General features: G+C 59.5%; 20 protein-coding genes. 6 read left to right on the top strand and 14 right to left on the bottom strand.

Features of this window, described 5'->3' with window-relative positions; genetic code table 11:
* Positions 1-104: 104 nt before the first annotated feature.
* Positions 105-1,175, bottom strand: coding sequence for a fatty acid desaturase (locus ACWR1S_RS10665; RefSeq protein WP_454563443.1), 1,071 nt, complete (start codon positions 1,173-1,175; stop codon positions 105-107).
* Between the two features lie 100 nt (positions 1,176-1,275).
* Here ACWR1S_RS10665 and ACWR1S_RS10660 point away from each other — a divergent pair, with 100 nt between their 5' ends.
* On the top strand, positions 1,276-2,280 hold the full coding sequence (locus ACWR1S_RS10660; protein ID WP_257356748.1) for an AraC family transcriptional regulator: 1,005 nt from the start codon (positions 1,276-1,278) through the stop codon (positions 2,278-2,280).
* 38 nt (positions 2,281-2,318) lie between these two features.
* Here the strand turns inward: ACWR1S_RS10660 and ACWR1S_RS10655 are convergent, their stop codons facing one another.
* The 3 genes from ACWR1S_RS10655 to ACWR1S_RS10645 form a co-directional block, all read right to left on the bottom strand.
* Positions 2,319-2,564: a helix-turn-helix domain-containing protein gene (locus ACWR1S_RS10655; RefSeq protein ID WP_454563442.1), complete on the bottom strand. Its 246-nt coding sequence runs from the start codon at positions 2,562-2,564 to the stop codon at positions 2,319-2,321.
* Positions 2,565-2,648: 84 nt separating this feature from the next.
* On the bottom strand, positions 2,649-4,067 hold the full coding sequence (locus ACWR1S_RS10650) for a heavy metal sensor histidine kinase (RefSeq protein WP_454563441.1): 1,419 nt from the start codon (positions 4,065-4,067) through the stop codon (positions 2,649-2,651).
* Positions 4,057-4,737, bottom strand: a complete 681-nt coding sequence (locus tag ACWR1S_RS10645) for a heavy metal response regulator transcription factor (RefSeq protein WP_454563440.1) — start codon at positions 4,735-4,737, stop codon at positions 4,057-4,059. Before ACWR1S_RS10645 ends, ACWR1S_RS10650 begins: the two co-directional genes overlap by 11 nt.
* A gap of 135 nt (positions 4,738-4,872) precedes the next feature.
* Between ACWR1S_RS10645 and ACWR1S_RS10640 the strand changes: the two genes are divergently transcribed.
* Both ACWR1S_RS10640 and uraH read left to right on the top strand, forming a co-directional pair.
* The gene (locus ACWR1S_RS10640; protein ID WP_454563439.1) at positions 4,873-5,358 is read left to right on the top strand and encodes a GlcG/HbpS family heme-binding protein; all 486 of its coding nucleotides are present in this window, start codon (positions 4,873-4,875) and stop codon (positions 5,356-5,358) included.
* Positions 5,359-5,370: 12 nt separating this feature from the next.
* Positions 5,371-5,781, top strand: coding sequence for a hydroxyisourate hydrolase (gene uraH / locus ACWR1S_RS10635; RefSeq protein WP_311884858.1), 411 nt, complete (start codon positions 5,371-5,373; stop codon positions 5,779-5,781).
* 125 nt (positions 5,782-5,906) lie between these two features.
* On the opposite strand, the gene ACWR1S_RS10630 is transcribed toward uraH, so the two are convergent.
* Positions 5,907-6,584, bottom strand: a complete 678-nt coding sequence (locus ACWR1S_RS10630) for a Crp/Fnr family transcriptional regulator (protein ID WP_454563438.1) — start codon at positions 6,582-6,584, stop codon at positions 5,907-5,909.
* A gap of 84 nt (positions 6,585-6,668) precedes the next feature.
* Between ACWR1S_RS10630 and ACWR1S_RS10625 the strand changes: the two genes are divergently transcribed.
* Positions 6,669-7,193, top strand: coding sequence for an Mpo1 family 2-hydroxy fatty acid dioxygenase (locus ACWR1S_RS10625; RefSeq protein ID WP_454563437.1), 525 nt, complete (start codon positions 6,669-6,671; stop codon positions 7,191-7,193).
* A gap of 108 nt (positions 7,194-7,301) precedes the next feature.
* On the opposite strand, the gene ACWR1S_RS10620 is transcribed toward ACWR1S_RS10625, so the two are convergent.
* The 6 genes from ACWR1S_RS10620 to dibA form a co-directional block, all read right to left on the bottom strand.
* Positions 7,302-8,291: a sulfate/molybdate ABC transporter ATP-binding protein gene (locus ACWR1S_RS10620; protein ID WP_102354732.1), complete on the bottom strand. Its 990-nt coding sequence runs from the start codon at positions 8,289-8,291 to the stop codon at positions 7,302-7,304.
* 3 nt (positions 8,292-8,294) lie between these two features.
* Complete coding sequence (gene cysW / locus ACWR1S_RS10615) at positions 8,295-9,167, bottom strand: sulfate ABC transporter permease subunit CysW (RefSeq protein WP_454563436.1); 873 nt, start codon at positions 9,165-9,167, stop codon at positions 8,295-8,297.
* Between the two features lie 13 nt (positions 9,168-9,180).
* The gene (cysT, locus tag ACWR1S_RS10610) at positions 9,181-9,999 is read right to left on the bottom strand and encodes a sulfate ABC transporter permease subunit CysT (RefSeq protein ID WP_008080019.1); all 819 of its coding nucleotides are present in this window, start codon (positions 9,997-9,999) and stop codon (positions 9,181-9,183) included.
* Between the two features lie 173 nt (positions 10,000-10,172).
* Complete coding sequence (locus ACWR1S_RS10605) at positions 10,173-11,186, bottom strand: sulfate ABC transporter substrate-binding protein (protein ID WP_007917681.1); 1,014 nt, start codon at positions 11,184-11,186, stop codon at positions 10,173-10,175.
* A 147-nt stretch (positions 11,187-11,333) separates the two neighbouring features.
* Positions 11,334-11,516 carry a sulfur starvation response protein OscA gene (gene oscA / locus ACWR1S_RS10600; protein ID WP_007917682.1) on the bottom strand — a complete coding sequence of 61 codons (183 nt, stop codon included), beginning with the start codon at positions 11,514-11,516 and terminating at the stop codon, positions 11,334-11,336.
* 237 nt (positions 11,517-11,753) lie between these two features.
* A complete protein-coding gene (gene dibA, locus ACWR1S_RS10595; RefSeq protein ID WP_454563435.1) occupies positions 11,754-13,673 on the bottom strand; it encodes a phosphodiesterase DibA in 1,920 nt (639 codons plus the stop codon).
* A 146-nt stretch (positions 13,674-13,819) separates the two neighbouring features.
* Here dibA and desA point away from each other — a divergent pair, with 146 nt between their 5' ends.
* Entirely contained in the window at positions 13,820-15,004 is a 1,185-nt protein-coding gene (desA, locus tag ACWR1S_RS10590; RefSeq protein WP_034151820.1) for a delta-9 fatty acid desaturase DesA, read from the top strand.
* Positions 15,005-15,146: 142 nt separating this feature from the next.
* A complete protein-coding gene (locus ACWR1S_RS10585; protein ID WP_454563434.1) occupies positions 15,147-16,136 on the top strand; it encodes a GGDEF domain-containing protein in 990 nt (329 codons plus the stop codon).
* Between the two features lie 135 nt (positions 16,137-16,271).
* On the opposite strand, the gene ACWR1S_RS10580 is transcribed toward ACWR1S_RS10585, so the two are convergent.
* From ACWR1S_RS10580 to gabD, 3 genes are all read right to left on the bottom strand, one after another.
* A complete protein-coding gene (locus tag ACWR1S_RS10580; RefSeq protein WP_454563433.1) occupies positions 16,272-17,483 on the bottom strand; it encodes an HDOD domain-containing protein in 1,212 nt (403 codons plus the stop codon).
* 136 nt (positions 17,484-17,619) lie between these two features.
* Positions 17,620-18,897, bottom strand: a complete 1,278-nt coding sequence (gene gabT, locus ACWR1S_RS10575; protein ID WP_007917687.1) for a 4-aminobutyrate--2-oxoglutarate transaminase — start codon at positions 18,895-18,897, stop codon at positions 17,620-17,622.
* Between the two features lie 185 nt (positions 18,898-19,082).
* The gene (gene gabD / locus ACWR1S_RS10570; RefSeq protein ID WP_038367265.1) at positions 19,083-20,525 is read right to left on the bottom strand and encodes an NADP-dependent succinate-semialdehyde dehydrogenase; all 1,443 of its coding nucleotides are present in this window, start codon (positions 20,523-20,525) and stop codon (positions 19,083-19,085) included.
* Positions 20,526-20,766: the final 241 nt, after the last annotated feature.

Below are 20,766 nucleotides of genomic sequence, written 5' to 3'. Positions count from 1 at the left end.
CGATTATGGATTCAACGAAGCACTTTCATGGCGGCGTAACTCTTCAATATCCCCCAATCGGTCCCCTCTCCCTCCGGGAGAGGGCTAGGGTGAGGGGCTGCTTGTCAGGCCTCCACCGCCTCCCCAGACACCGCAACTTCATCCCGACGAACAAACCGGTTAGCCCGCCCAAACGTCCCAAAATCATTAAACCGCACCCCCATCTCACGCATCACCTTATGCGCCACCGGCACGGTCATCTGGCGAATATAAAACGGCTCCTTCACCACAAAATGATGGATCCCGTGACTGCTGCCAAAGTTGAAGCAAAAAGCCTGCAGCGGCCACAACCACCAAGGGTTGAGCACCTGACACTGCTGCAGCACATTGCCCATCTCTACATCACCGTAGTAATGCATGTTCGAGCTGATGAAGTGCAGGCAAAACGTGCGCAACACGTTCGGGCCGATGATCACCACAGCGGCGATATCAATTACCTGCATCACCGACAACGTCGTCGCTGACCATTCAATCGGCGAGCCCATCAGGTACGCGATGCCATTGGCTGCATGAAAACCGAGAAACACATACCACGCGCCCCAATGCACCAGCGCCAGCGGTGCGTAGACCTTAAGTGTGCGCTTGATGATGCTGAACTTGTGCGCCCAGGTCTTGGCCCGCAGCATGCGGATGAACGCCGACATGACGTTGTCGCCGACCATCAGCAAGCGTGCAAAACCCCACGGTTCGCCGTTGGTGATCGCGCGTTCTTCCATGTCGGTTTCAGTGCCGGAGACCTTGTGATGATTGAGGTGCAGATGCCGGCGAATCCACGGATTGATCGTGCTCGGCCGCGCCAGCCACACCAGGCCCATCATCAAATTGTGCGGCACACGCTGCTTGCGGAAATACATGCTGTGGATCAGATCGTGCTCCAGTTCATGGGTCAGCGACGCAAAAAAAGCGTTGAGCAGCAGGCACAACCACCACGCCATATGGCCGCTGATGTACAGCGCCGCCGAGCCGATCATCCCGATCAGGGCAAAGACCAAAATCCCCGCGCCCAGCGCATCCTGATGCTTGAGAATCGGGTAGCGCTCACGCAATTCAACGCCTTTGGCCAGCACCACTTGGCGAATATGCGCTGATCGCTGCGCCGCATTGTGTCGCTGGGGACTTGCAGAAGTACCGTCCATGCTTCCATCCTCGGGTTTATGATGTTCGCATCGTGCCTCGCCAAGGCTTCAATTGCGGTAGCCGAGAACGCCAACCTGTTGACCGGAAGCGCCAATCAGCATGAAGGAACCGACCTCCCTCGCCAGCTGGACCCGTGCCTTGCGCAAGCAACTCGATGCGCTGGGGCTGGACAGCATTGCCCTGTGCCAGCAGGCCGGGCTTGATCCGAATTTAATGGACGACCCCAACGCGCGCTATCCGCTGTCAGGCACCACGCGCCTGTGGGAGATCGCCGTGCAGGTCAGCGGCGACCCGGCGATCGGTTTGCGCGTGTCGCGGTTCGTCAGCCCGACCACGTTCCATGCCCTCGGTTATGCGCTGGTGGCCAGCGGCAGCCTGCGCGAGGTGTTCGAACGTATCGTGCGCTATCACCCGGTGGTCAGCGATGCGCTGGAACTGGAGCTGAGTCGTGGCGACGACCGCTATCAATTTCGTCTGAAAATTCCGTCAGGCAATCCCGCGCCGGCCTTCGAAGCCATCGACGCCTTCACCGCGATCTACGTGCGCACCTGCCGCAATCGCCTCGGCCGCGACTACGCGCCGCTGGCCGTGTACCTGCGCCGCCCGGAGCCAAACGATGCGCACCAATGGCACAAAGTCTTCCGCGCCCCGGTGCATTTCGGCTGTGCCGAAGATCGCCTGGAATTCGCCCTCGCCGACTTCGACAGCCACCTCGACGACGCCAACCCGGAACTCGCCGAACACAATGAAGCGGTGCTTAAACGCACGATGGCCCAGCTCCAGCCGCTGACTTGGGAGCGCAAGGTGCGCGATGCCATCGAAGAACAATTGCCGGAAGGTGAGCCGAGTGCTGAGCGAATTGCTCAGGCCTTGCACCTGAGTTTGCGCAGCCTGCAAAGACATCTGGCGGATGAGGGTTGTCGCTTTGATACGTTGTTGAACGAGAGCCGCGAGAATCTGGCATTGCTGCACCTGCGCGATCCGCAGTGCTCGTTGAGTGAGGTGAGTTATTTGCTCGGGTTCGCCGACACCAGCAGCTTCAGCCGCGCGTTCAAGCGCTGGACAGGGATGACGCCGGGGCAGTTTCGTGATGGGTTGCGTTGATGGTCAGCTAACGAGCGCTTTTCAATTGATAGGTTGACTTAGCGATGGAAGTTTTCCTTTTTCAGCGTATCCAGCGTCGGACGAGACGGTCGAGAAACCGCAGCGAGTTCATAGCCCAAACCATTCAATATTGCCTCCACCTTACGCAAGCCAATCTCAGAAACGGTGTTGTTTTCGATACCAGAAATCGTCGCGCGGCTCATGCCGTACTGTTGGGCTAACATATGCTGAGAAAGTCCCTCAGCCTTACGAAGCTCTCGAATCAACTTACCTATTTTTTCCATTGTGGATGCCTGCATTACTTACGATGCATTTTAGAAAATTCAGCAAATATGCATTCTATTTGATGCATATTTCTGCAAGCCAATCTAAATCTGACTAGCCTCACGATTTAAGCAGCGCTTGCTCACCACAAACCCCAGCTCAAAAACGGTGCCGTCAGCATCACTAATCACCCGCACCTGTCCCCCATGCAACTGCATGATCGACTGCACGATCGCCAGCCCCAAGCCACCCGAATCCCCCGGCTCTGCTCGTGAAGGATCAACGCGGTAGAAGCGGTCGAAGAGTTTGCTTAGATGTTCCTGCGTAATCGCCGGGCCGAGGTTGTGCACTTGCAACCAGCACTCACCCGGCTCGTCGCGGCGACGCAGGCTGATCACGCTGGCGGGATCGGCATGACGCACGGCATTGGCCAGCAGATTGCCGAGCGCCCGTTGCAACAGTTGCTGATCGGCAAGCAGTTCACCGTGCAGTTGATTGTCGAGCCGCACGTTACGGTCATCCGCCAAGGCTTCAAAGTAATCACACAGTTCACTGCCAACGCTGTGCAAATCCAGGGTTTGCAGATTCAGCGCGCGTTCGGCCTGTTCTGCCCGGGCGAGGAACATCAGGTTTTCCGCCATGCGCTTGAGCCGTTCGAACTCTTCCATGTTCGAGGCCAGCACTTCCTGATATTCCTCGGTGCTGCGCGGATGATTCAGTGCCTGGCCGTTACTGGCGAGCAGCGTGTGCAACGGTGTACGAATTTCGTGGGCGAGGTCGGCGGAGAACTGCGACAGGCGCTGCACGCTGTCGTCCAGTCGTGCCAGCATGCCGTTGAGTGCCTGTACCGGTTCAAGCAGTTCCGTGGGTGTGCCAGCGGCAGGTAAACGTTGATCGAGGCTGCGCAGATCGATGCCGCGCACGGCTGCGCTCAACTGCCGTAACGGTCGCAAGCCCCGGCGTAGCAACAGCAAGCCCAAGGCAAAAGCGAGCAACGCACCGAGCCCAACCGACAGGTACAAGCGCATGCGATAGCTGCCGAGCATCTGCTCGCGCTCGCTCAGTACTTTACCGGCGATGACCGTTAGCGGCTCGCCATTCGGCCCTTGCGCTTCGCCGGACAACAGCGCCAATTCGCTACCGTCCGGCGCTTGCCACGTCAGCACGTCACGGCGCTGCGGCGCTTGCTCGCGCGCGATTGCATTGAGCGCCGGGAGAACGCGTTGACGGGGATTGATGGCGATCACACTGGAGCCATCGGCACGGCGCACCAGCAACAGGCTGTCGAGATTGCCAAGCATGTTTTGATACAGCCGTGGCCGCGCCTGAAGTGCGCCTAGGCTGTCGCTGTCGGCGAGCAAGGCGCGCACTTGCTCCAGTCGACCGAGCAACGCGAGGTCGTCGCGGTAGGCGATTTCTGCGGCCAGCGAACGATAGAGAAACACGCCAATCGCGCTCAGTACCAAAGCGCAAACCATCGCGAACGCCAGCGCCAAACGCCAGGCGATCGACCTAGAGCGCATCGTCAGGAGCTTCCAGCTGATAACCGACGCCGCGCACGGTGTGGATCAGTTTCGGCATGTACGGATCATCGACTTTCGCGCGCAAACGACGCACCGCCACTTCGACCATGTTGGTGTCGCTGTCGAAATTCAGGTTCCACACCTGCGAGGCAATCAACGTGCGCGACAGCACTTCGCCTTGGCGGCTGGCGAGCAATTGCAGCAGGGCGAACTCCTTGTTAGTCAGGGCAATGCGCTGGCCACCACGGCTGACGCGGCGCCGTAGTACGTCGATTTCCAGATCAGCAATGTTGTATGACTCAGCTTCACGCATCGGCCCCCGCCGCAGCAACGTGCGTACCCGCGCGAGCAGTTCGGCGAAGGCGAAGGGTTTGAGCAAGTAATCATCGGCGCCCAGTTCGAGGCCGCGCACGCGGTCTTCAATGGCGTCCTTGGCGGTCAGGAACAATACCGGCGTGGCGCCGCGCTGGCGGATCAGTTGCAACAATTGCCAGCCGTTGAGGCCGGGCAGCATCACGTCGAGGATGATCAGGTCATATTCCTGCTGCTCGATAAAGTAGCGCCCATCGAGGCCGTTGAGCGCCACGTCCACGGCAAAACCCGACTCGCCCAGGCCTTTGGCGAGGAAATTCGCGGTTTTGGCTTCATCTTCTACGACCAGCAAACGCATGGCACACCTCGATTGATAGGCACACAGGCTAGGCGCCTTCGGCGGCGTTGCCCATTACAAACTTGTAATCAGACTGACGAGGTTCTGACGAAGACCGGCGATTAAGGTGGCGACCTTCGCTTCTGGAGCTTGTCCATGACCCTGAAATTCTTGCTCGCCAGCCTGACCCTCGGCCTCAGCGCCGGGGTTTACGCCAGCCCGGAACTGCCGCGTCACGCTGACCTCGACCTGAAAACCGCACGTCTGCTCGCCGACACCGCCATGACCAATTGCACCGGCACGGTGTCGGTGCTCGATCGCGGCGGCAACTTGCTGGTGACCTTGCGCGGCGACGGCGTTGGCCCGCACAACACCGCCGCCAGCCAGCGCAAGGCGTACACCGCGCTGTCGACCAAAACCGCCACCCGACTGTTCGCCGAGCGCGCTCGCAGCAATCCGGAAACCGCCAACCTCAACACCCTCGACGAATTGTTGTTGCTCGGCGGCGGTATTCCGCTGTTCGCGGCTGATGAACTGGTCGGTGCGATGGGCGTGGCCGGCTCCGGCGGCGGTGAGCAAGACGAAAACTGTGCAATCAAGGCTGCCGAGAAAACCGGTCTGGCCATCACCCGTTCCCAATAAGGAGATGCATCCATGAATACTTTGCGCATGACCTTCGCCGCGCTCGGCCTGAGTGCTTTTTCAAGCCTGGCGCTGGCTGCTGGCAACCCGTTGAGCGTGCACGTGCTCAATCTGGAAAACGGCCTGCCGTCGCCGGGCATCAACGTGACGCTGGAAAAACACGTCGGCCAGAACTGGCAGCCACTGGCTCAGGGCACGACCAATGAACAAGGGCGCATCGCCGAGCTGTTCCCGGCCAAACAGCCTTTTGAAGCGGGTGAGTACCGGGTGGTGTTCAAGACCGGCGAATACTTCAAGAAGATCAAGCACGACACCTTTTTCCCGGAGATTCCGGTGATTTTTGAAGTGAAGCAGACCGATCAGCATTACCACATCCCACTGCTGCTTAGCCCGTACGGTTTCTCGACCTATCGCGGTTCCTGAGCACTACCAAAATCCCCCTGTAGGAGTGAGCCTGCTCGCGATAGCAATCTGTCAGTTGATCAATCTGTGACTGACAGACCGCTATCGCGAGCAGGCTCACTCCTACAATGGTTCGGTGTTAGATCCTAGATCGTGGCCAGGGCGCGCAATCGCGCGGCGTCGAGGATTTCGATCTCGCCATACCCGAGTCCGATAATCCCCTGCCCCTGCAGATCCTTGAGAATCTGGTTGGTGGTCTGCCGCGACAGCGACAGCATCGAGGCCAACTGCTCCTGGGGCAGTTGCAGTACTCGGCGTGGCGCGTCGAGTTCGCCGTAGCCTTCGGCAATCATCAGCAAGCGATGGGCCAGGCGCGCCGGTGCCGGGAGCAGGCTCAGTTGTTCAAGATTGATAAAGGTCAGGCGCAGTTTGTGGCTCATCAGCAGCGCCAGATGTCGCCAGTACACCGGCTGCTCATCAAGCAGTTTCAACAGCGTCGCCTGCGGAATATTCAGCAACATGCACGGCCCGACGGCATAGGCGTCATGCGTACGCGGCTGGCCATCGAACAGGCAGATTTCGCCGAACCAATGCGGCGCCTCGACCAGACTCAACAACGCTTCCTTGCCCTGCTCGCTCACCGCGCCGATACGCACCGCGCCCTCAAGCACCGCGTACAAGCCGCATGGCGCATCACCACGCTGAAACAAGCGCTGCCCCGCCGTCAGCCGCCGCTCCCGGGCCGCCGCCAGCAGACTATCCTGAAAGGACACTGGCAAATGACTGAACCACTGCCCGGTCATCAATCGCGAACGTATTTGCATAAACACTCCTGGATTGTCGCCTGCCTGACAGAGCGAACCCTGATCCCGAGGGATGATGCGATCAACCCTACCGGAGGAACAACAATGAAAAGCCTCGTCGACCATCTCAGTCAATACGCCGCCTACCACCGTGACCCGCGTAACATCGCCAGCCACTTTATCGGCATTCCGCTGATTGTGGTGGCGGTGGCGGTGTTGTTGTCACGGCCAGAATGGTCGCTGGGCGGCTTGTGGATATCTCCAGCCGTGATCGTGGCGCTGGCCTCGGCGTGGTTTTACCTTCGACTGGAGGTGAAGCTTGGCGTGTTAATGACCGTGCTGATGGGCTTGTCGGTCTGGGTCGGGCATGTATTGGCACAGCAGAGCACGATGGTCTGGCTGAGCAGCGGGTTAGCGATGTTTGTAGTGGGCTGGGTGATCCAGTTTGTCGGGCATCACTATGAAGGGCGCAAACCAGCGTTTGTCGATGATGTGTCGGGGCTGATTGTCGGGCCGTTGTTTGTCGTGGCCGAGGTGGCGTTCATGCTGGGGATGCGGCATGAGTTGAAAGAACAGATCGAGGCGCGGGCGGGGGTTGTGCGGGTTAATCCGAATCGTGCGGCTGTCTAAATCGCATTCGCGAGCAAGCTCGCTCCCACAGTGGACTGGTGCTGAACACAAACTTCATGTCTGACCGAATTCCCTGTGGGAGCGAGCTTGCTCGCGAAGCTTTCGATCTTAAAGGCTGGCGACTTTCTGCCAGACCTTCGGCTTGAAGAACAGGGTCTCCCCCTTGGCCAAGCCGATCAGGCTGTCGTGGTCTTTCACCACTTCGGCCTCGATCAAATCAGTCTGCCCTTCTACCTTCAACGTCACCCGCGTGGTCGCGCCCAACGGCCGAATATCACGCACCTCAGCGGCATGGTGATCTTCCAGCTCATGCTTGGACAACGACACCTCATGCGGGCGGAACAGCACGTGATTGTCGTCGCTCAACAGCAAGCGGTTCGAATCGCCGAGGAAGTGATAAACGAAATCGCTGGCCGGGTTTTCGTAGACGTCGCCCGGTGAGCCGATCTGCTCGATCACACCCTTGTTCATCACCACGATACGGTCGGCGACTTCCATCGCTTCTTCCTGGTCGTGGGTCACGAACACCGAGGTCAGGTTGATGTCTTCGTGCAGGCGCGCCAACCAGCGACGCAGCTCTTTACGCACCTTGGCGTCGAGGGCGCCGAATGGCTCATCCAGCAGCAACACTTTCGGCTCGACCGCCAAGGCGCGGGCCAAAGCAATCCGCTGACGCTGGCCACCGGACAATTGCTCCGGGTAACGATCCGACAGCCAATCCAGCTGCACCATGTTCAGCAGTTCGTGAACCTTGACCGCAATCTGGCTTTCGCTCGGACGCTGGTTTTTCGGTTTCATGCGCAGGCCGAAGGCGACGTTGTCGAACACGGTCATGTGGCGGAACAAGGCGTAATGCTGGAACACAAAACCGACGTTGCGATCACGCACGTCGTGGCCGGAAACGTCTTCGCCATGAAAAACGATGTTGCCCTGATCCGGGGTTTCCAGGCCGGCGATAATCCGCAGCAGGGTGGTCTTGCCGCAGCCCGACGGGCCAAGCAACGCGACCAGTTCACCGCTGTGGATGTCCAGGCTGATGTTGTCCAGCGCCTTGAACGCATTGAAATTCTTGCTGACGTTACGCACTTCGATCGACATGAATTATTCCTCCGCGGCGCTGGCGCGCAGGCGGTTGATACGGTTTTCGCTCCACTGCTTGAGCAGCAGGATGAAGAGCGCCAGGATCAGCAACAGGCTCGCCACGGCGAACGCGGCCACGTGGTTGTATTCGTTGTAGAGGATCTCGACGTGCAGCGGCAAGGTATTGGTCACCCCGCGAATGTGCCCGGACACCACCGACACCGCACCGAATTCACCCATGGCCCGCGCGGTACACAGCACCACGCCATAGATCAGGCCCCATTTGATGTTGGGGACGGTCACGTACCAGAACATCTGCCAGCCGTTAGCGCCGAGCAACCGCGCGGCTTCCTCTTCCTGCGTGCCTTGTTCCTGCATCAGCGGGATCAGCTCGCGGGCCACGAACGGCACGGTGACGAAAATCGTCGCCAGCACGATGCCCGGCAGGGCGAAGACGATCTGGATGTCGTGATCCTGCAACCACGGCCCGAACAGGCCCTGCGCGCCGAACATCAGCACGTAGACCAGACCGGCGATCACCGGCGACACCGAGAATGGCAGGTCGATCAGCGTCACCAGCATGCTCTTGCCACGGAACGAGTATTTGCTCACGCACCACGCGGCGCTGACGCCGAACACCAGGTTCAACGGCACCGAAATCAGCACGGCGAACACGGTGAGTTTCAGTGCCGACAGTGCATCCGGTTCAAAGATCGCGGTGAAGAACGCACCGAGGCCATTCTTCAACCCCTGCGATACCACGATGAACAACGGCAGCAGCAGAAACAGGAAAAAAACCAGCCAGCCAAGGCCGATCAGGATTCTGCGCGACGTGGCGCTGCCACGGCGTGCAGCGTTGGCCGAAGAGGCGGCCGCAATAGACGATTGGGACATTGTTCGCGCCTCCTTATGGGGTTTCGATGCGCCGCTGCAGCAAATTGATCAGCAGCAACAGGACGAAGGAAACCACCAGCATCAACACGCCGATAGCGGTGGCGCCGGTGTAATCGTATTGGTCGAGTTTGACCATGATCAGCAGCGGCAGAATCTCGGTTTTCATCGGCATGTTGCCGGCGATGAAAATCACCGAACCGTACTCGCCGACGCCTCGCGCGAACGCCAAGGCAAAACCAGTGAGCCAGGCAGGCAACAGCGCCGGGACGAGGATGTGGCGGAATACCTGCAACGGTTTCGCCCCGAGGCACGCGGCAGCTTCTTCGACTTCACGGGGAATGTCGGCCAGCACCGGCTGCACCGTGCGCACCACGAACGGCAGGGTGACGAAGGTCAGCGCCAGAGTGATACCGAGCGGGGTGTAGGCGATTTTGAAACCGAGGTCAGCGGCGAATTGCCCGACCAGACCGGCCGGCGCGTACAGCGCAGTCAACGCGATACCGGCCACGGCGGTCGGCAGGGCGAACGGCAGATCGATCATCGCGTCGATCACCTTGCGCCCCGGGAAGGTGTAGCGCACCAGCACCCAGGCCAGCAGCGTGCCGATGATGCCGTTGATGATCGCCGCACACAGCGCGGTGCCGAAGCTCAGCTTCAACGCGGCCAGCACCCGTGGTGCGGAAATGATCGCCCAGAACTGATCCCAGGTGAGTTGGGCGGCGTGGACGAACATCGCCGCCAGCGGGATAAGCACAATCAGGCTGAGGTACACCAAGGTGTAGCCCAGCGTCAGCCCGAAGCCGGGTATGACGGGGGAGATACGACGCGACATAAAAGTCCTTGGTTAAAAAGCGATCCGCTGAACGCACCAATGTGGGAGCGAGCTTGCTCGCGAAGAGGGAGTATCAGCCAACTCTACGTCGTCTGACACTGCGCTTTCGCGAGCAAGCTCGCTCCCACATTTTCCGCGCCTGGCTTCAGGCTTGATGTGTGGCTGAAGTCAGATTACTGCGCCTGATAAATCTGGTCGAACACACCACCGTCGTTGAAGAATTTCGGTTGTGCGGTTTTCCAGCCGCCGAAGTCCTTGTCGATGGTCACCAGGTCCAGTTTCGGGAACTGCTGGGCGTACTTCGCGGCCACGTCCTTGTCACGCGGACGGTAGAAGTTCTTCGCGGCAATTTCCTGACCGGCCGGGCTGTACAGGTGCTTCAGATAGGCTTCGGCGATCTGCTCGTTGCCTTTCTTCTCGGCATTCTTGTCGACCACGGCAACCGGCGGCTCGGCGAGGATCGACAGCGAAGGCACGACGATGTCGAACTTGTCGGCGCCGCCATCTTCTTTCAGTGCCAGAAACGCTTCGTTTTCCCAGGCCAGCAACACGTCACCCTGACCGTTGTTGACGAAGGTAATGGTCGAACCGCGCGCACCGGTGTCCAGCACGGGCACGTGTTTGAACAGAGTCTGCACATACTCTTTGGCTTTGGCTTCGTCACCGCCGTTGGCTTTCAGGCCGTAGGCCCACGCGGCGAGGAAGTTCCAGCGTGCACCGCCGGATGTTTTCGGGTTCGGGGTGATCACCGAGACGTCGTTCTTGACCAGATCGCCCCAGTCCTTGATGCCTTTCGGGTTGCCCTTGCGCACCAGGAAGACGATGGTCGAGGTGTACGGCGTGCTCGCTTCCGGCAGACGCTTCTGCCAGTCGGCGGGCAGGGTTTTGCCGAGTTTGGCGATTTCGTCGATGTCGCCGGCCAGGGCCAAAGTCACGACGTCAGCACGCAGACCGTCGATTACCGCACGGCCCTGTTTGCCCGAACCGCCATGGGATTGCTGGATTTTCACGGTGTCGCCGGCGTGATCTTTCTGCCAGAACTTGATGAATTCAGCGTTGTAGTCCTGATACAGCTCGCGCGTCGGGTCATACGACACGTTGAGCAGTTCGTAATCCTTGGCAACCGCGGAACCGGCAAACACGGCACTGGCCAGCGCGGCCAAAGCGTAACGGCGAATCGACGACATGGTGAAAGCTCCTGGAATTCTTGGTGGTGGCTTTTTCTTATGAATATCTGGAATCGGATGTGCCGGCTAAAGATCGCAGCCTTCGGCAGCTCCTACACACAGCCCCCTGTAGGAGCTGCCGCAGGCTGCGATCTTTTGATCTTCAACTCAGCCCGGTTGTTTGCCCGGTTGCTGCAAACGGAATTTCTCTTTGCGTTCGATCTGCACGACCTGCGCGTTGTGCACAGTGATCTCCACCGCGCCAAACCGCAGATCGCGCAGGGCGCTCTGGATTTCACGCAAGATGGTGCTTTCGTCCTGACCGTCAACGCTGCGAAGGGATGCGCTCATGGTGCTGCTCCTTTGAATGGGATTTGCCTGGCAGTGGGCGGCACTGCGTTCGGCGTAGGAGCAATATAAGAGAGGCGCGGATATTCTTAAAAAGACTATTTAAGAATGTTTATATAACTGAAAAACTGATCGTTCCCACGCGCAGCAAAGGAATGCAGCCGGCGGCGCTCTGCGCCGCGATTTTGGGCCGACGCAGAGCGTCCCTTTGCTGAGCGCAGGAACAAGCTTGCCCCTGTCTTAGCTAATCAACGGCGCCCTTGCCCAATCAATCTCCTTCGCCGGACTCGGCCGCCCAAACCAGTACCCCTGCCCCAGATCACATTCCTGTCCCAACAGAAACGCCGCCTGCTCAACCTGCTCGATGCCCTCGGCATGCACTTGCATGCCCATGCTCCGGGCCAGCGCGATAATCACCCGTACGATCGCTGCGTCATCCTCGTCCCACGGCAGCCCGGCGACGAAGCCCTGATCGATCTTCAGTTTCTGCACCGGCAAGCGCTTGAGCCGTAACAGCGACGAATAGCCCGTACCAAAATCATCGATGGCCAGGCGAATGCCCAGTTCGCGCAAGCGGTGCATCTGCTCCAGCGCCACTTCCGGATCATCCATCACCGCGCTCTCGGTGACTTCCAGCTCCAGATACGCCGGATCCAGCCCGGTTTCGCGCAACACCTGCGCCACCTGTTGATACAGCTCACGACGGGCAAACAATCGTGACGAAACATTCACCGCGACAAACGACAGCACGATCCCGGCCTGCTGCCACTGGCACATTTGTCGACACGCCTGCTGCATCACCCAAGCGTCGATTTCGGCAATCAGCCCGGTACGCTCGGCAATCGGGATGAATTCCGCCGGTGAGACCAGACCGCGCTGCGGATGCTGCCAGCGCACCAGCGCTTCGACGCCAATCAGGCGACTGGTTTTCAAGTCATGTACGGGTTGGTAGTAAACCCGCAGCTCCTGCTGCTCCAGCGCCCGGCGTAGTTCGAAAGCGATTTCGACCCGTTGCTGGGCGTGGGCGGTGAGTTCTTCGGTGTACAAGGCGTAACCGTTGCGGCCGCTGCTCTTGGCCTTGAACAGCGCCGCATCGGCATTGCGCAAGAGTTGGTCGGCACTCAACGCGTCGCTGGGGAACAGGCTGATGCCGATGCTGGTGTTAATGAACAGTTCATGACCATCGATGCAGAACGGCTCCTTCAACGCATCGAGAATGTGTTGCGCCAGCGCCGCCGCCTGCACCAACTGTGGACAACTTTCCGCCAGCACGGCGAACTCGTCCCCTCCAAGGCGCGCCAGGGTAATGCCGGGGCCAAACAGCGCCTGCAAGCGTGTCGCCACGCCCTTGAGCAAGCGATCGCCGATGTTATGGCCGAGGCTGTCGTTGATCATTTTGAAATGATCGAGATCCAGCATCAGCAATGCGCAGCCGCGCTTGTGGTTCTGCGCCGAGGCCAGCGCCTGTTCGGTGCGGTCGCTGAACAGCAGTCGATTGGGCAGATCCGTCAGCGGATCGTGGTGCGCGAGGTGTTTGAGTTCATGCTCGGAATCCTTGATCGCACTGATGTCGGAAAACACCGCGACGTAATGGCTGAGCCGCCCCTGATCATCGTGAATGACCCGAATGGTTTGCCACTGTGGATAAATCTCGCCGCTTTTTCGGCGGTTCCAGATCTCGCCGCTCCATTCACCCCGCGACTCCAGTGTGGCAAACATCGCCTGGTAGAACCCCGGCGGATGATGGCCGGACTTGAACAGACTCGGCTGCTGCCCGAGCACTTCCTCGCGTTGATAACCGGTGATCTCGATGAACGCACGATTGACGTGCACGATCAGCCCTTGATGGTTGGTGACCAACACCCCTTCGCGGGTGCAATCGAACACTGCCGCCGCCTGGCGCAGGCGTTCGCGATCGGCGTGGCGCTCACGCAACCGCGCACCAATCCCGAGAAACTCACACAAGCGCGCCCGTGCCAGGAAGATCAACCCGGCGCTGAGTACCGCAAAGATATAACCGTTGATCAGTTGCCATCGGGCAAGATCGACGGAGTTATCGAAGAAATTGTTTAATAAATGATCAGTGCTTTGCAGCCAGACAGCGGCAAGCACGAGATAGAGCAGCGCTGCACGCAATGCATCGCGGTAAGTGGCAGGCATTCGGCTGTCCATGTCCCTACAAAAAGGTTGGAATTATAGGTCAAGAAACATCCAGCGACTCTTATCTGAAAGGGCGACTGGTTTTATCTGTGTGCTTGGTGATAATGCAACGGCTGTTTTTATCTTTATCGAGGGCCCTATAGCCTATGTGGTACGAAGGTTTTCTTGGCTTGTCGGCCTGGTCTCTGGTCGCAGTCACCCTGCTGATGACCCACGTGACGATTGTTGCCGTCACGGTCTATCTGCACCGCTACTCGGCCCATCGCTCGCTTGAGCTGAATGCCGGCCTGAAGCACTTCTTCCGTTTCTGGCTGTGGCTGACCACCGCACAGAACACCCGCGAGTGGACCGCCATCCACCGTAAACACCACGCCAAGTGCGAAACCGAAGACGACCCGCACAGCCCGGTCATCAAAGGCCTTTCCACCGTGCTGCGTACCGGTGCCGAGCTGTACCGCGCCGAAGCGCAAAACCCGGAAACCCTGCGCATCTACGGCAAGAACTGCCCTGAAGACTGGATCGAGCGCAACGTTTACAGCCGCTACCCGCTGTTGGGCGTGGCAATCATGGGCGTCATCGACCTGCTGCTGTTCGGCACCATCGGCATCACCATCTGGGCGATCCAGATGATGTGGATCCCGGTCTGGGCCGCTGGCGTGATCAACGGCCTGGGCCATGCCGTCGGCTATCGCAACTTCGAATGCCGCGACGCGGCGACCAATCTGGTGCCGTGGGGCATCCTGATCGGTGGCGAAGAGCTGCACAACAACCATCACACCTACCCTAACTCGGCCAAACTGTCGGTGAAGAAGTGGGAGTTCGACCTCGGTTGGGCGTGGATCAAAGTCTTCTGCTTCCTGCGCCTGGCCAAGGTTCAGCGCGTGGCGCCGATCGCCCACCGCGTTGAAGGCAAGGGCAATCTGGACATGGACACCGCCATGGCGATCCTCAACAACCGCTTCCAGATCATGGCCCAGTACCGCAAGTTGGTCATCGGGCCGCTGGTCAAGCAGGAGCTGGCCAAGGTCGATCATTCGGTGCGCCATCAGTTCCACCGCGCCAAACGCCTGCTGTCGCGGGAAACCAGCCTGCTCGAAGATCGCCACCACTTGCGCATCCAGACCATGCTCGAACACAGCCAGGCGTTGAAGGTAATTTACGAAAAACGCCTGGCCCTGCAGCAGATCTGGGTCAAGACCAGCGCAAATGGCCACGACATGCTCGCCGCCATCAAGGAATGGATTCACGAGGCAGAAGCCAGCGGTATCCAGTCCCTGCGTGAATTCGCTGACCAGTTGAAGACCTACTCGCTGCGTCCTGCGGCGGTCTGAGACCGTTGATCGGTGCACCCGGCTCCCGGGTGCACCCTTCGGAACTTCGCTAAAAATCGCCTATCTCAAAGACACTTCGCCATCCCGGCGGGCTGTACTGTGGCCGTTGTCGAATTGCGGCACGTCCTTGAGATCTGTGCCGATGGTCAATAACAACCAAAAAGACTCATCCCTTCCGCAGTGGCCCGAGGCCGCGCAAACCCTCATGGCGTTGATGCACGCCCAAGGCGAAGTCGCCCGTTTGAGCGAACGCGAACAGCTGTTCAGCTCATTGCTGGTCAGCGTCAACGCCGTGCTTTGGGCTTTCAACTGGGAAACCCGGCAGGTGCTGTCCGTCAGCCCCGCCTATGAACGGATTTTCGGCCGCTCCGCCGGCCTGCTGCTCGCCGACTACAACCAATGGCGCGACAGCATCTACCCCGACGACCTGGAATACGCCGAACGCAGTCTCGCCGAAGTCTTGCACCGAGGCGCAGTGGAAGACCGCGAATACCGGATCATCGCCGCCGACGGCCAGGTACGCTGGCTCAGCGACAAATGCTTCATCAATCGTCAGGACGAACCCGGACAACCAGTGATCATCGTCGGCATCGCCGAAGACATCACCGACAAGAAGCAGATGGAAACCGAGCTGCATCGCTTGGCAACCACTGACGTGCTGACGCAAAGCAGCAATCGCCGGCACTTCTTCGAATGCGCCAACCGCGAGTTCGAAGAAGCGCGTGTCCAGGGTTCGCCCATGGCGTTTTTGCTGCTCGATATCGATGACTTTAAAGTGATCAACGACAGTTACGGCCATCCCGAAGGCGACAACGTGTTGCAGCGGATCGCCGAGTGCGGGCGTGGATCGTTACGTCGCGGTGATCTGTTCGGACGGATTGGCGGGGAAGAGTTTGCGGCGGTGTTTCCGGGTTGCGCCCCGGACATGGCCATGCAGGTGGCTGAACGGCTGCAGCAGGAGATTCAGCGCTTGAGTTTCAGCCATGACGGGCAGACATTTGGCATCACCGTCAGCCAGGGTCTGACCAATCTTACCGATGGCGATGAAAACCTCGACAGCCTGTTCGCCCGAGCAGATGCGGCGATGTATGAGGCCAAGCGACAGGGCAAGAACCGCATCATTTCTGCCTGACCCGTATCTCAGCTACACAGAGATCCATTGTAGGAGTGAGCCTGCTCGCGATAGCGGTGTGTCGGACACACAGAATTGACTGACACACCGCTATCGCGAGCAGGCTCACTCCTACAGAGGTTTGCGTAAGTCAGGTTATTTGCGCATCCGCATCAATTCCGGCAAGCCGATCTTCAACAATCGCGCCGTGCGACTCTTCGCCAGTTCCTCAATGCCTTCATGCTCAGTCAGGTGTGCCATCTGCGCCGCCATGTTCATCACCAGCGCCTCACGCGAATACACGCCACCGCCGAGCTGGTACACCGAGGCAATCAGCTCACGCAGCTCCAGCGGCAATCGCCAGCGAGTACGCAGGGCCGAACCATACGCCGCGCCAAACTCGGCCAGCGCCTCGCCGACTTCCTCCAGCTCATCCAGCTCACCACCGGCCTGCTGCCATTCCTGCAAACACCGCAGCAACGCCAGATCGCCGAGACGATGCAACATGCCCGCGCAATAGCAACGCTCCTGATCCAGATCGAGCAGGCGCGCCAGGGTACGTGCGTATTCAGCGGTGTGCAGCGACAGCCCCCAATAGCGCTCGGCGTAATCAGCCAGACACGGATCACTGAGTTTCGCACTGCGCTTGAGCGCCAGCCCCAGAATGAGGTTCATGCTCTGTCCGGTGCCCAAACGATGCAGGGCTTGCGCCAATGTTTGCACCGGCGCGCCATGGTGCTGCGCGGCGCTGTTGGCCGCGGCGATCAACACAGCAGTGATCTGCGGATCGGTTTTAATTTCATCTTCCAGCAGCTTCAGATCCAGCCCGCTGGGGTTGAGGCTGCGTTTGACCGCCACTTGCACATCGGTCATCAACGGCGCGCCGTCAGCCTGCTCTCGGCGGCGCTCAAGGAAAACCGACAGAGTCATGCCCGGCGCCAATGCCGGCACCTCACAGAACACTTCCTCACCGGCATTGAGCAGCAAGCCCTGCAATCGCTCGGTCAGACTTTCCATGTTCAACGGTTTGGTCAGATACGCCGTCGGCGCCAACGGAATCGCTTCGCGCACACTGGCACTGTCGTTGCGGCTGCTCATCAGAATGAACGGCAGCGGCGGATTGCGTTTGCGCTGACGCACACTGCGCAGCACATTCAAACCATCGACACCGGGTAGCTCCCAATCAACGATGGCGAGGTCATAAGGAATTTCGCTGAGCATCGACAGGGCTTGCTGGCCATCGGCACACAGATCCAGCCGCGCATCGCAACGCACGTTCAACAGCACTTGTTTGAGCAGGTCGCGGGACCACGGATCGGCTTCGGCAATCAGCACTCGCGGTACGGCGGGTAATTCAACGGCAGTCATGCGCGCTCTCCCTTGCAATGCCTGAACCTTAGCCAATGCTGGCGATTCGATACAGCGCTAAAGCGCCCGATGTGTTTCAAGGGGCGTAAAAAAACCCGCCGAAGCGGGTTTTTTGTCGATCAGGTCACACGGGAGATCAGAGCTCGGAGAAGCACTCTTCGATGATCGCCAGACCTTTGTCCAGTTGCTCGTCCGGCGAGGTCAGCGGTACGAGGACGCGCAGAACGTTGCCGTAGGTGCCGCAGGACAGCAGGATCAGACCCTTGTCGCGCGCCTTGGCCACCACCGATGCTACTGCTGCAGCGTTCGGCTTGTGGCTGTCGCCGTTTTCGAACAGCTCGACCGCGATCATCGCGCCCAGGGCACGGACTTCGCCGATCACCGGGTACTTGGCCTGGATAGCTTTCAGGCCAGTGACCAGACGCTCGCCAACAGCCTTGCAGCGGTCCAGCAGTTGTTCTTCTTCGAACACTTCCATCACCGCCAGCGCAGCGGCGCAAGCGATCGGGCTACCGGCGTAGGTGCCACCGAGGCCGCCTGGAGCGATGGCGTCCATGTATTCGGCCTTGCCGCAAACGCCAGCCAGCGGGAAGCCGCCAGCGATGGACTTGGCGAAAGTGGTCAGGTCGGCAGCAACGCCCATCTGTTCCATGGCGAAGAACGTACCGGTACGGCCAGCGCCGGTCTGTACTTCGTCAGCGATCAGCAGGATGCCGTGCTGGTCGCACAGCGCGCGCAGACGCTTCATGAATTCCTTCGGCGCAACGTAGAAACCACCTTCACCCTGTACCGGCTCGATGATGATCGCGGCGATGTCTTTCGGCTCGGCGTCGTTCTTGAAGATGCGTTCGATGGAAGCGATCGAGTCGTCGATGCTCACGCCATGCAGTTCGTTCGGGTACAGCGCGCGGAAGATGCCGCCTGGCATCAGCCCCATGCCGGCCGAGTAAGGCACGACTTTACCGGTCAGGCCCAAGGTCATCATGGTGCGACCGTGGTAGGCGCCGGTGAAGGCGATCACGCCAGCGCGGCCAGTGGCAGCACGGGCGATTTTCACGGCGTTTTCCACGGCTTCGGAACCGGTGGTGACCAGCAGGGTTTTCTTGGCGAAATCACCTGGCACCTTGGCGTTGATTTTTTCGCACAGCTCAACGTACGGCTCGTAGGCCAGCACCTGGAAGCAGGTGTGGGTCAGCTTGTTCAGCTGTTCGGTCACGGCCGCGATGATTTTCGGGTGCACGTGGCCGGTGTTCAGTACCGCGATGCCGCCAGCGAAGTCGATGAACTCACGACCTTCAACGTCAGTCACGGTAGCGTTCTTTGCCGATTCAGCGAAGATCGGGTGAATCTGGCCAACACCACGTGGAACAGCTGCGGTACGACGGGCCATCAGTTCAGCGTTAGTCTTGCTCATTACAGTCCTCATTCGCCGCTCATCGGGCGGCGTGGTTCAAGGATTAAGCGGGAGAAATCGACGGTGGCAGCATGCGATGATCGACTGCCACGGCGTTCCTGGCCGCAGAGAAAAATCCGGTTTGAAACCACGCAAAGGGACAGCGCTCTCGTGCCCTTTGCGTTTGCAGCGATCCTTGTCCGAGCTTAGATGCCCAGGCAGAGGTATTTGATTTCCAGGTAATCTTCGATGCCGTACTTGGAGCCTTCACGGCCCAGGCCCGAGGCCTTGATGCCGCCGAACGGCGCGACTTCGTTGGAGATCAACCCGGTGTTGACGCCGACCATGCCGTATTCCAGCGCTTCAGCGACACGGAACACACGACCCAGGTCGCGAGCATAGAAGTACGAAGCCAGACCGAACTCGGTGTCGTTGGACATCGCGATCACTTCGGCTTCGTCTTTGAAGCGGAACAGCGGCGCCAATGGGCCGAAGGTTTCTTCCTTGGCCACGGCGGCGTTTTTCGGCACGTTGGTCAGGATGGTCGGTTCGAAGAAGTTGCCTTCCATCGCCTTGCCGCCAGCCAGCACGGTGGCGCCTTTGGAGACGGCGTCAGCAATGTGCTCTTGCACCTTGGCCACCGCTTTTTCGTCAATCAGCGGACCCGTGGTGGTGCCGTCTTCCAGACCATTGCCGATCTTCAGTTTGGCTACAGCCACTTTCAGCTTCTCGGCGAACGCGTCGTAGACCGAATCCTGAATGTACAGGCGGTTGGCGCAGACGCAGGTCTGGCCGTTGTTGCGGTACTTGGAAATGATCGCGCCTTCGACGGCCTTATCCAGGTCCGCATCGTCGAACACGATGAACGGCGCGTTACCGCCCAGTTCCAGCGAGACTTTCTTGATGTCCTTGGCGCATTCCGACATCAGCTGACGACCGATTTCGGTCGAACCGGTGAAGGACAGCTTGCGCACGATCGGGTTGCTGGTCAGCTCGCTGCCGATGTCGCCGGCGCTGCCGGACACCACGCTGAACACGCCCGCAGGAATTCCGGCACGCTGAGCCAGTTCGGCCAGTGCGAATGCAGAGAATGGAGTTTGCGAAGCAGGCTTGAGCACCATGGTGCAACCGGCGGCCAGTGCCGGGCCGGCCTTACGGGTGATCATCGCCGCCGGGAAGTTCCAAGGGGTGATCGCGGCGGTCACGCCGATTGGCTGCTTGATCACGATCAGGCGCTTGTCTGGCTGGTGGCCCGGAATCACGTCTCCGTAGATGCGCTTGGCTTCTTCGGCGAACCACTCGATAAACGAAGCGGCGTAAACGATTTCGCCCTTGGCTTCGGCCAGCGGCTTGCCCTGTTCGAGGGTCATCAGGCGCGCGAGGTCGTCCTGGTTCTCGATCATCAGTTCGAACCAGCGACGCAGCTTGCCGGCGCGCTCTTTGGCGGTCAGGGCACGCCAGGCCGGCAGCGCTTTGTCAGCAGCTTCAATGGCACGGCGGGTTTCGGCAGCGCCCATTTTTGGCACGGTACCGAGAATTTCGCCGGTGGCCGGGTTGTTGACCTTGATCGTCTGACCGTTGTCCGCATCGACCCAAGCGCCATCAATGAAGGCTTGCTGGCGGAACAACAGGGTGTCTTTAAGCTGCATGTCGGCTTTCCTTAACAGCACCGCGGCCTGCGCGGAGCAAATTATGATTGTAGAAAGGCGCCTCGCAAGGCTGCCGTCAGGGAAATCAGTGACCGGGTGTGGCGCATCGACAGTGCACGATTCGAAACACCGGCGCTTCAACGCCCGGTCAACGAGCGTTTGAAATCTCAAACGGATCGTAGGATCAAAGGGGGTAAAGGACAATAGGTCGTTCGAAAAAAAGAACAAAAACGGCGTGTTT

The sequence above is a fragment of the Pseudomonas sp. AIG genome, from assembly GCF_977020205.1.
This window is presented reverse-complemented; position numbering and strand designations above follow the sequence as displayed.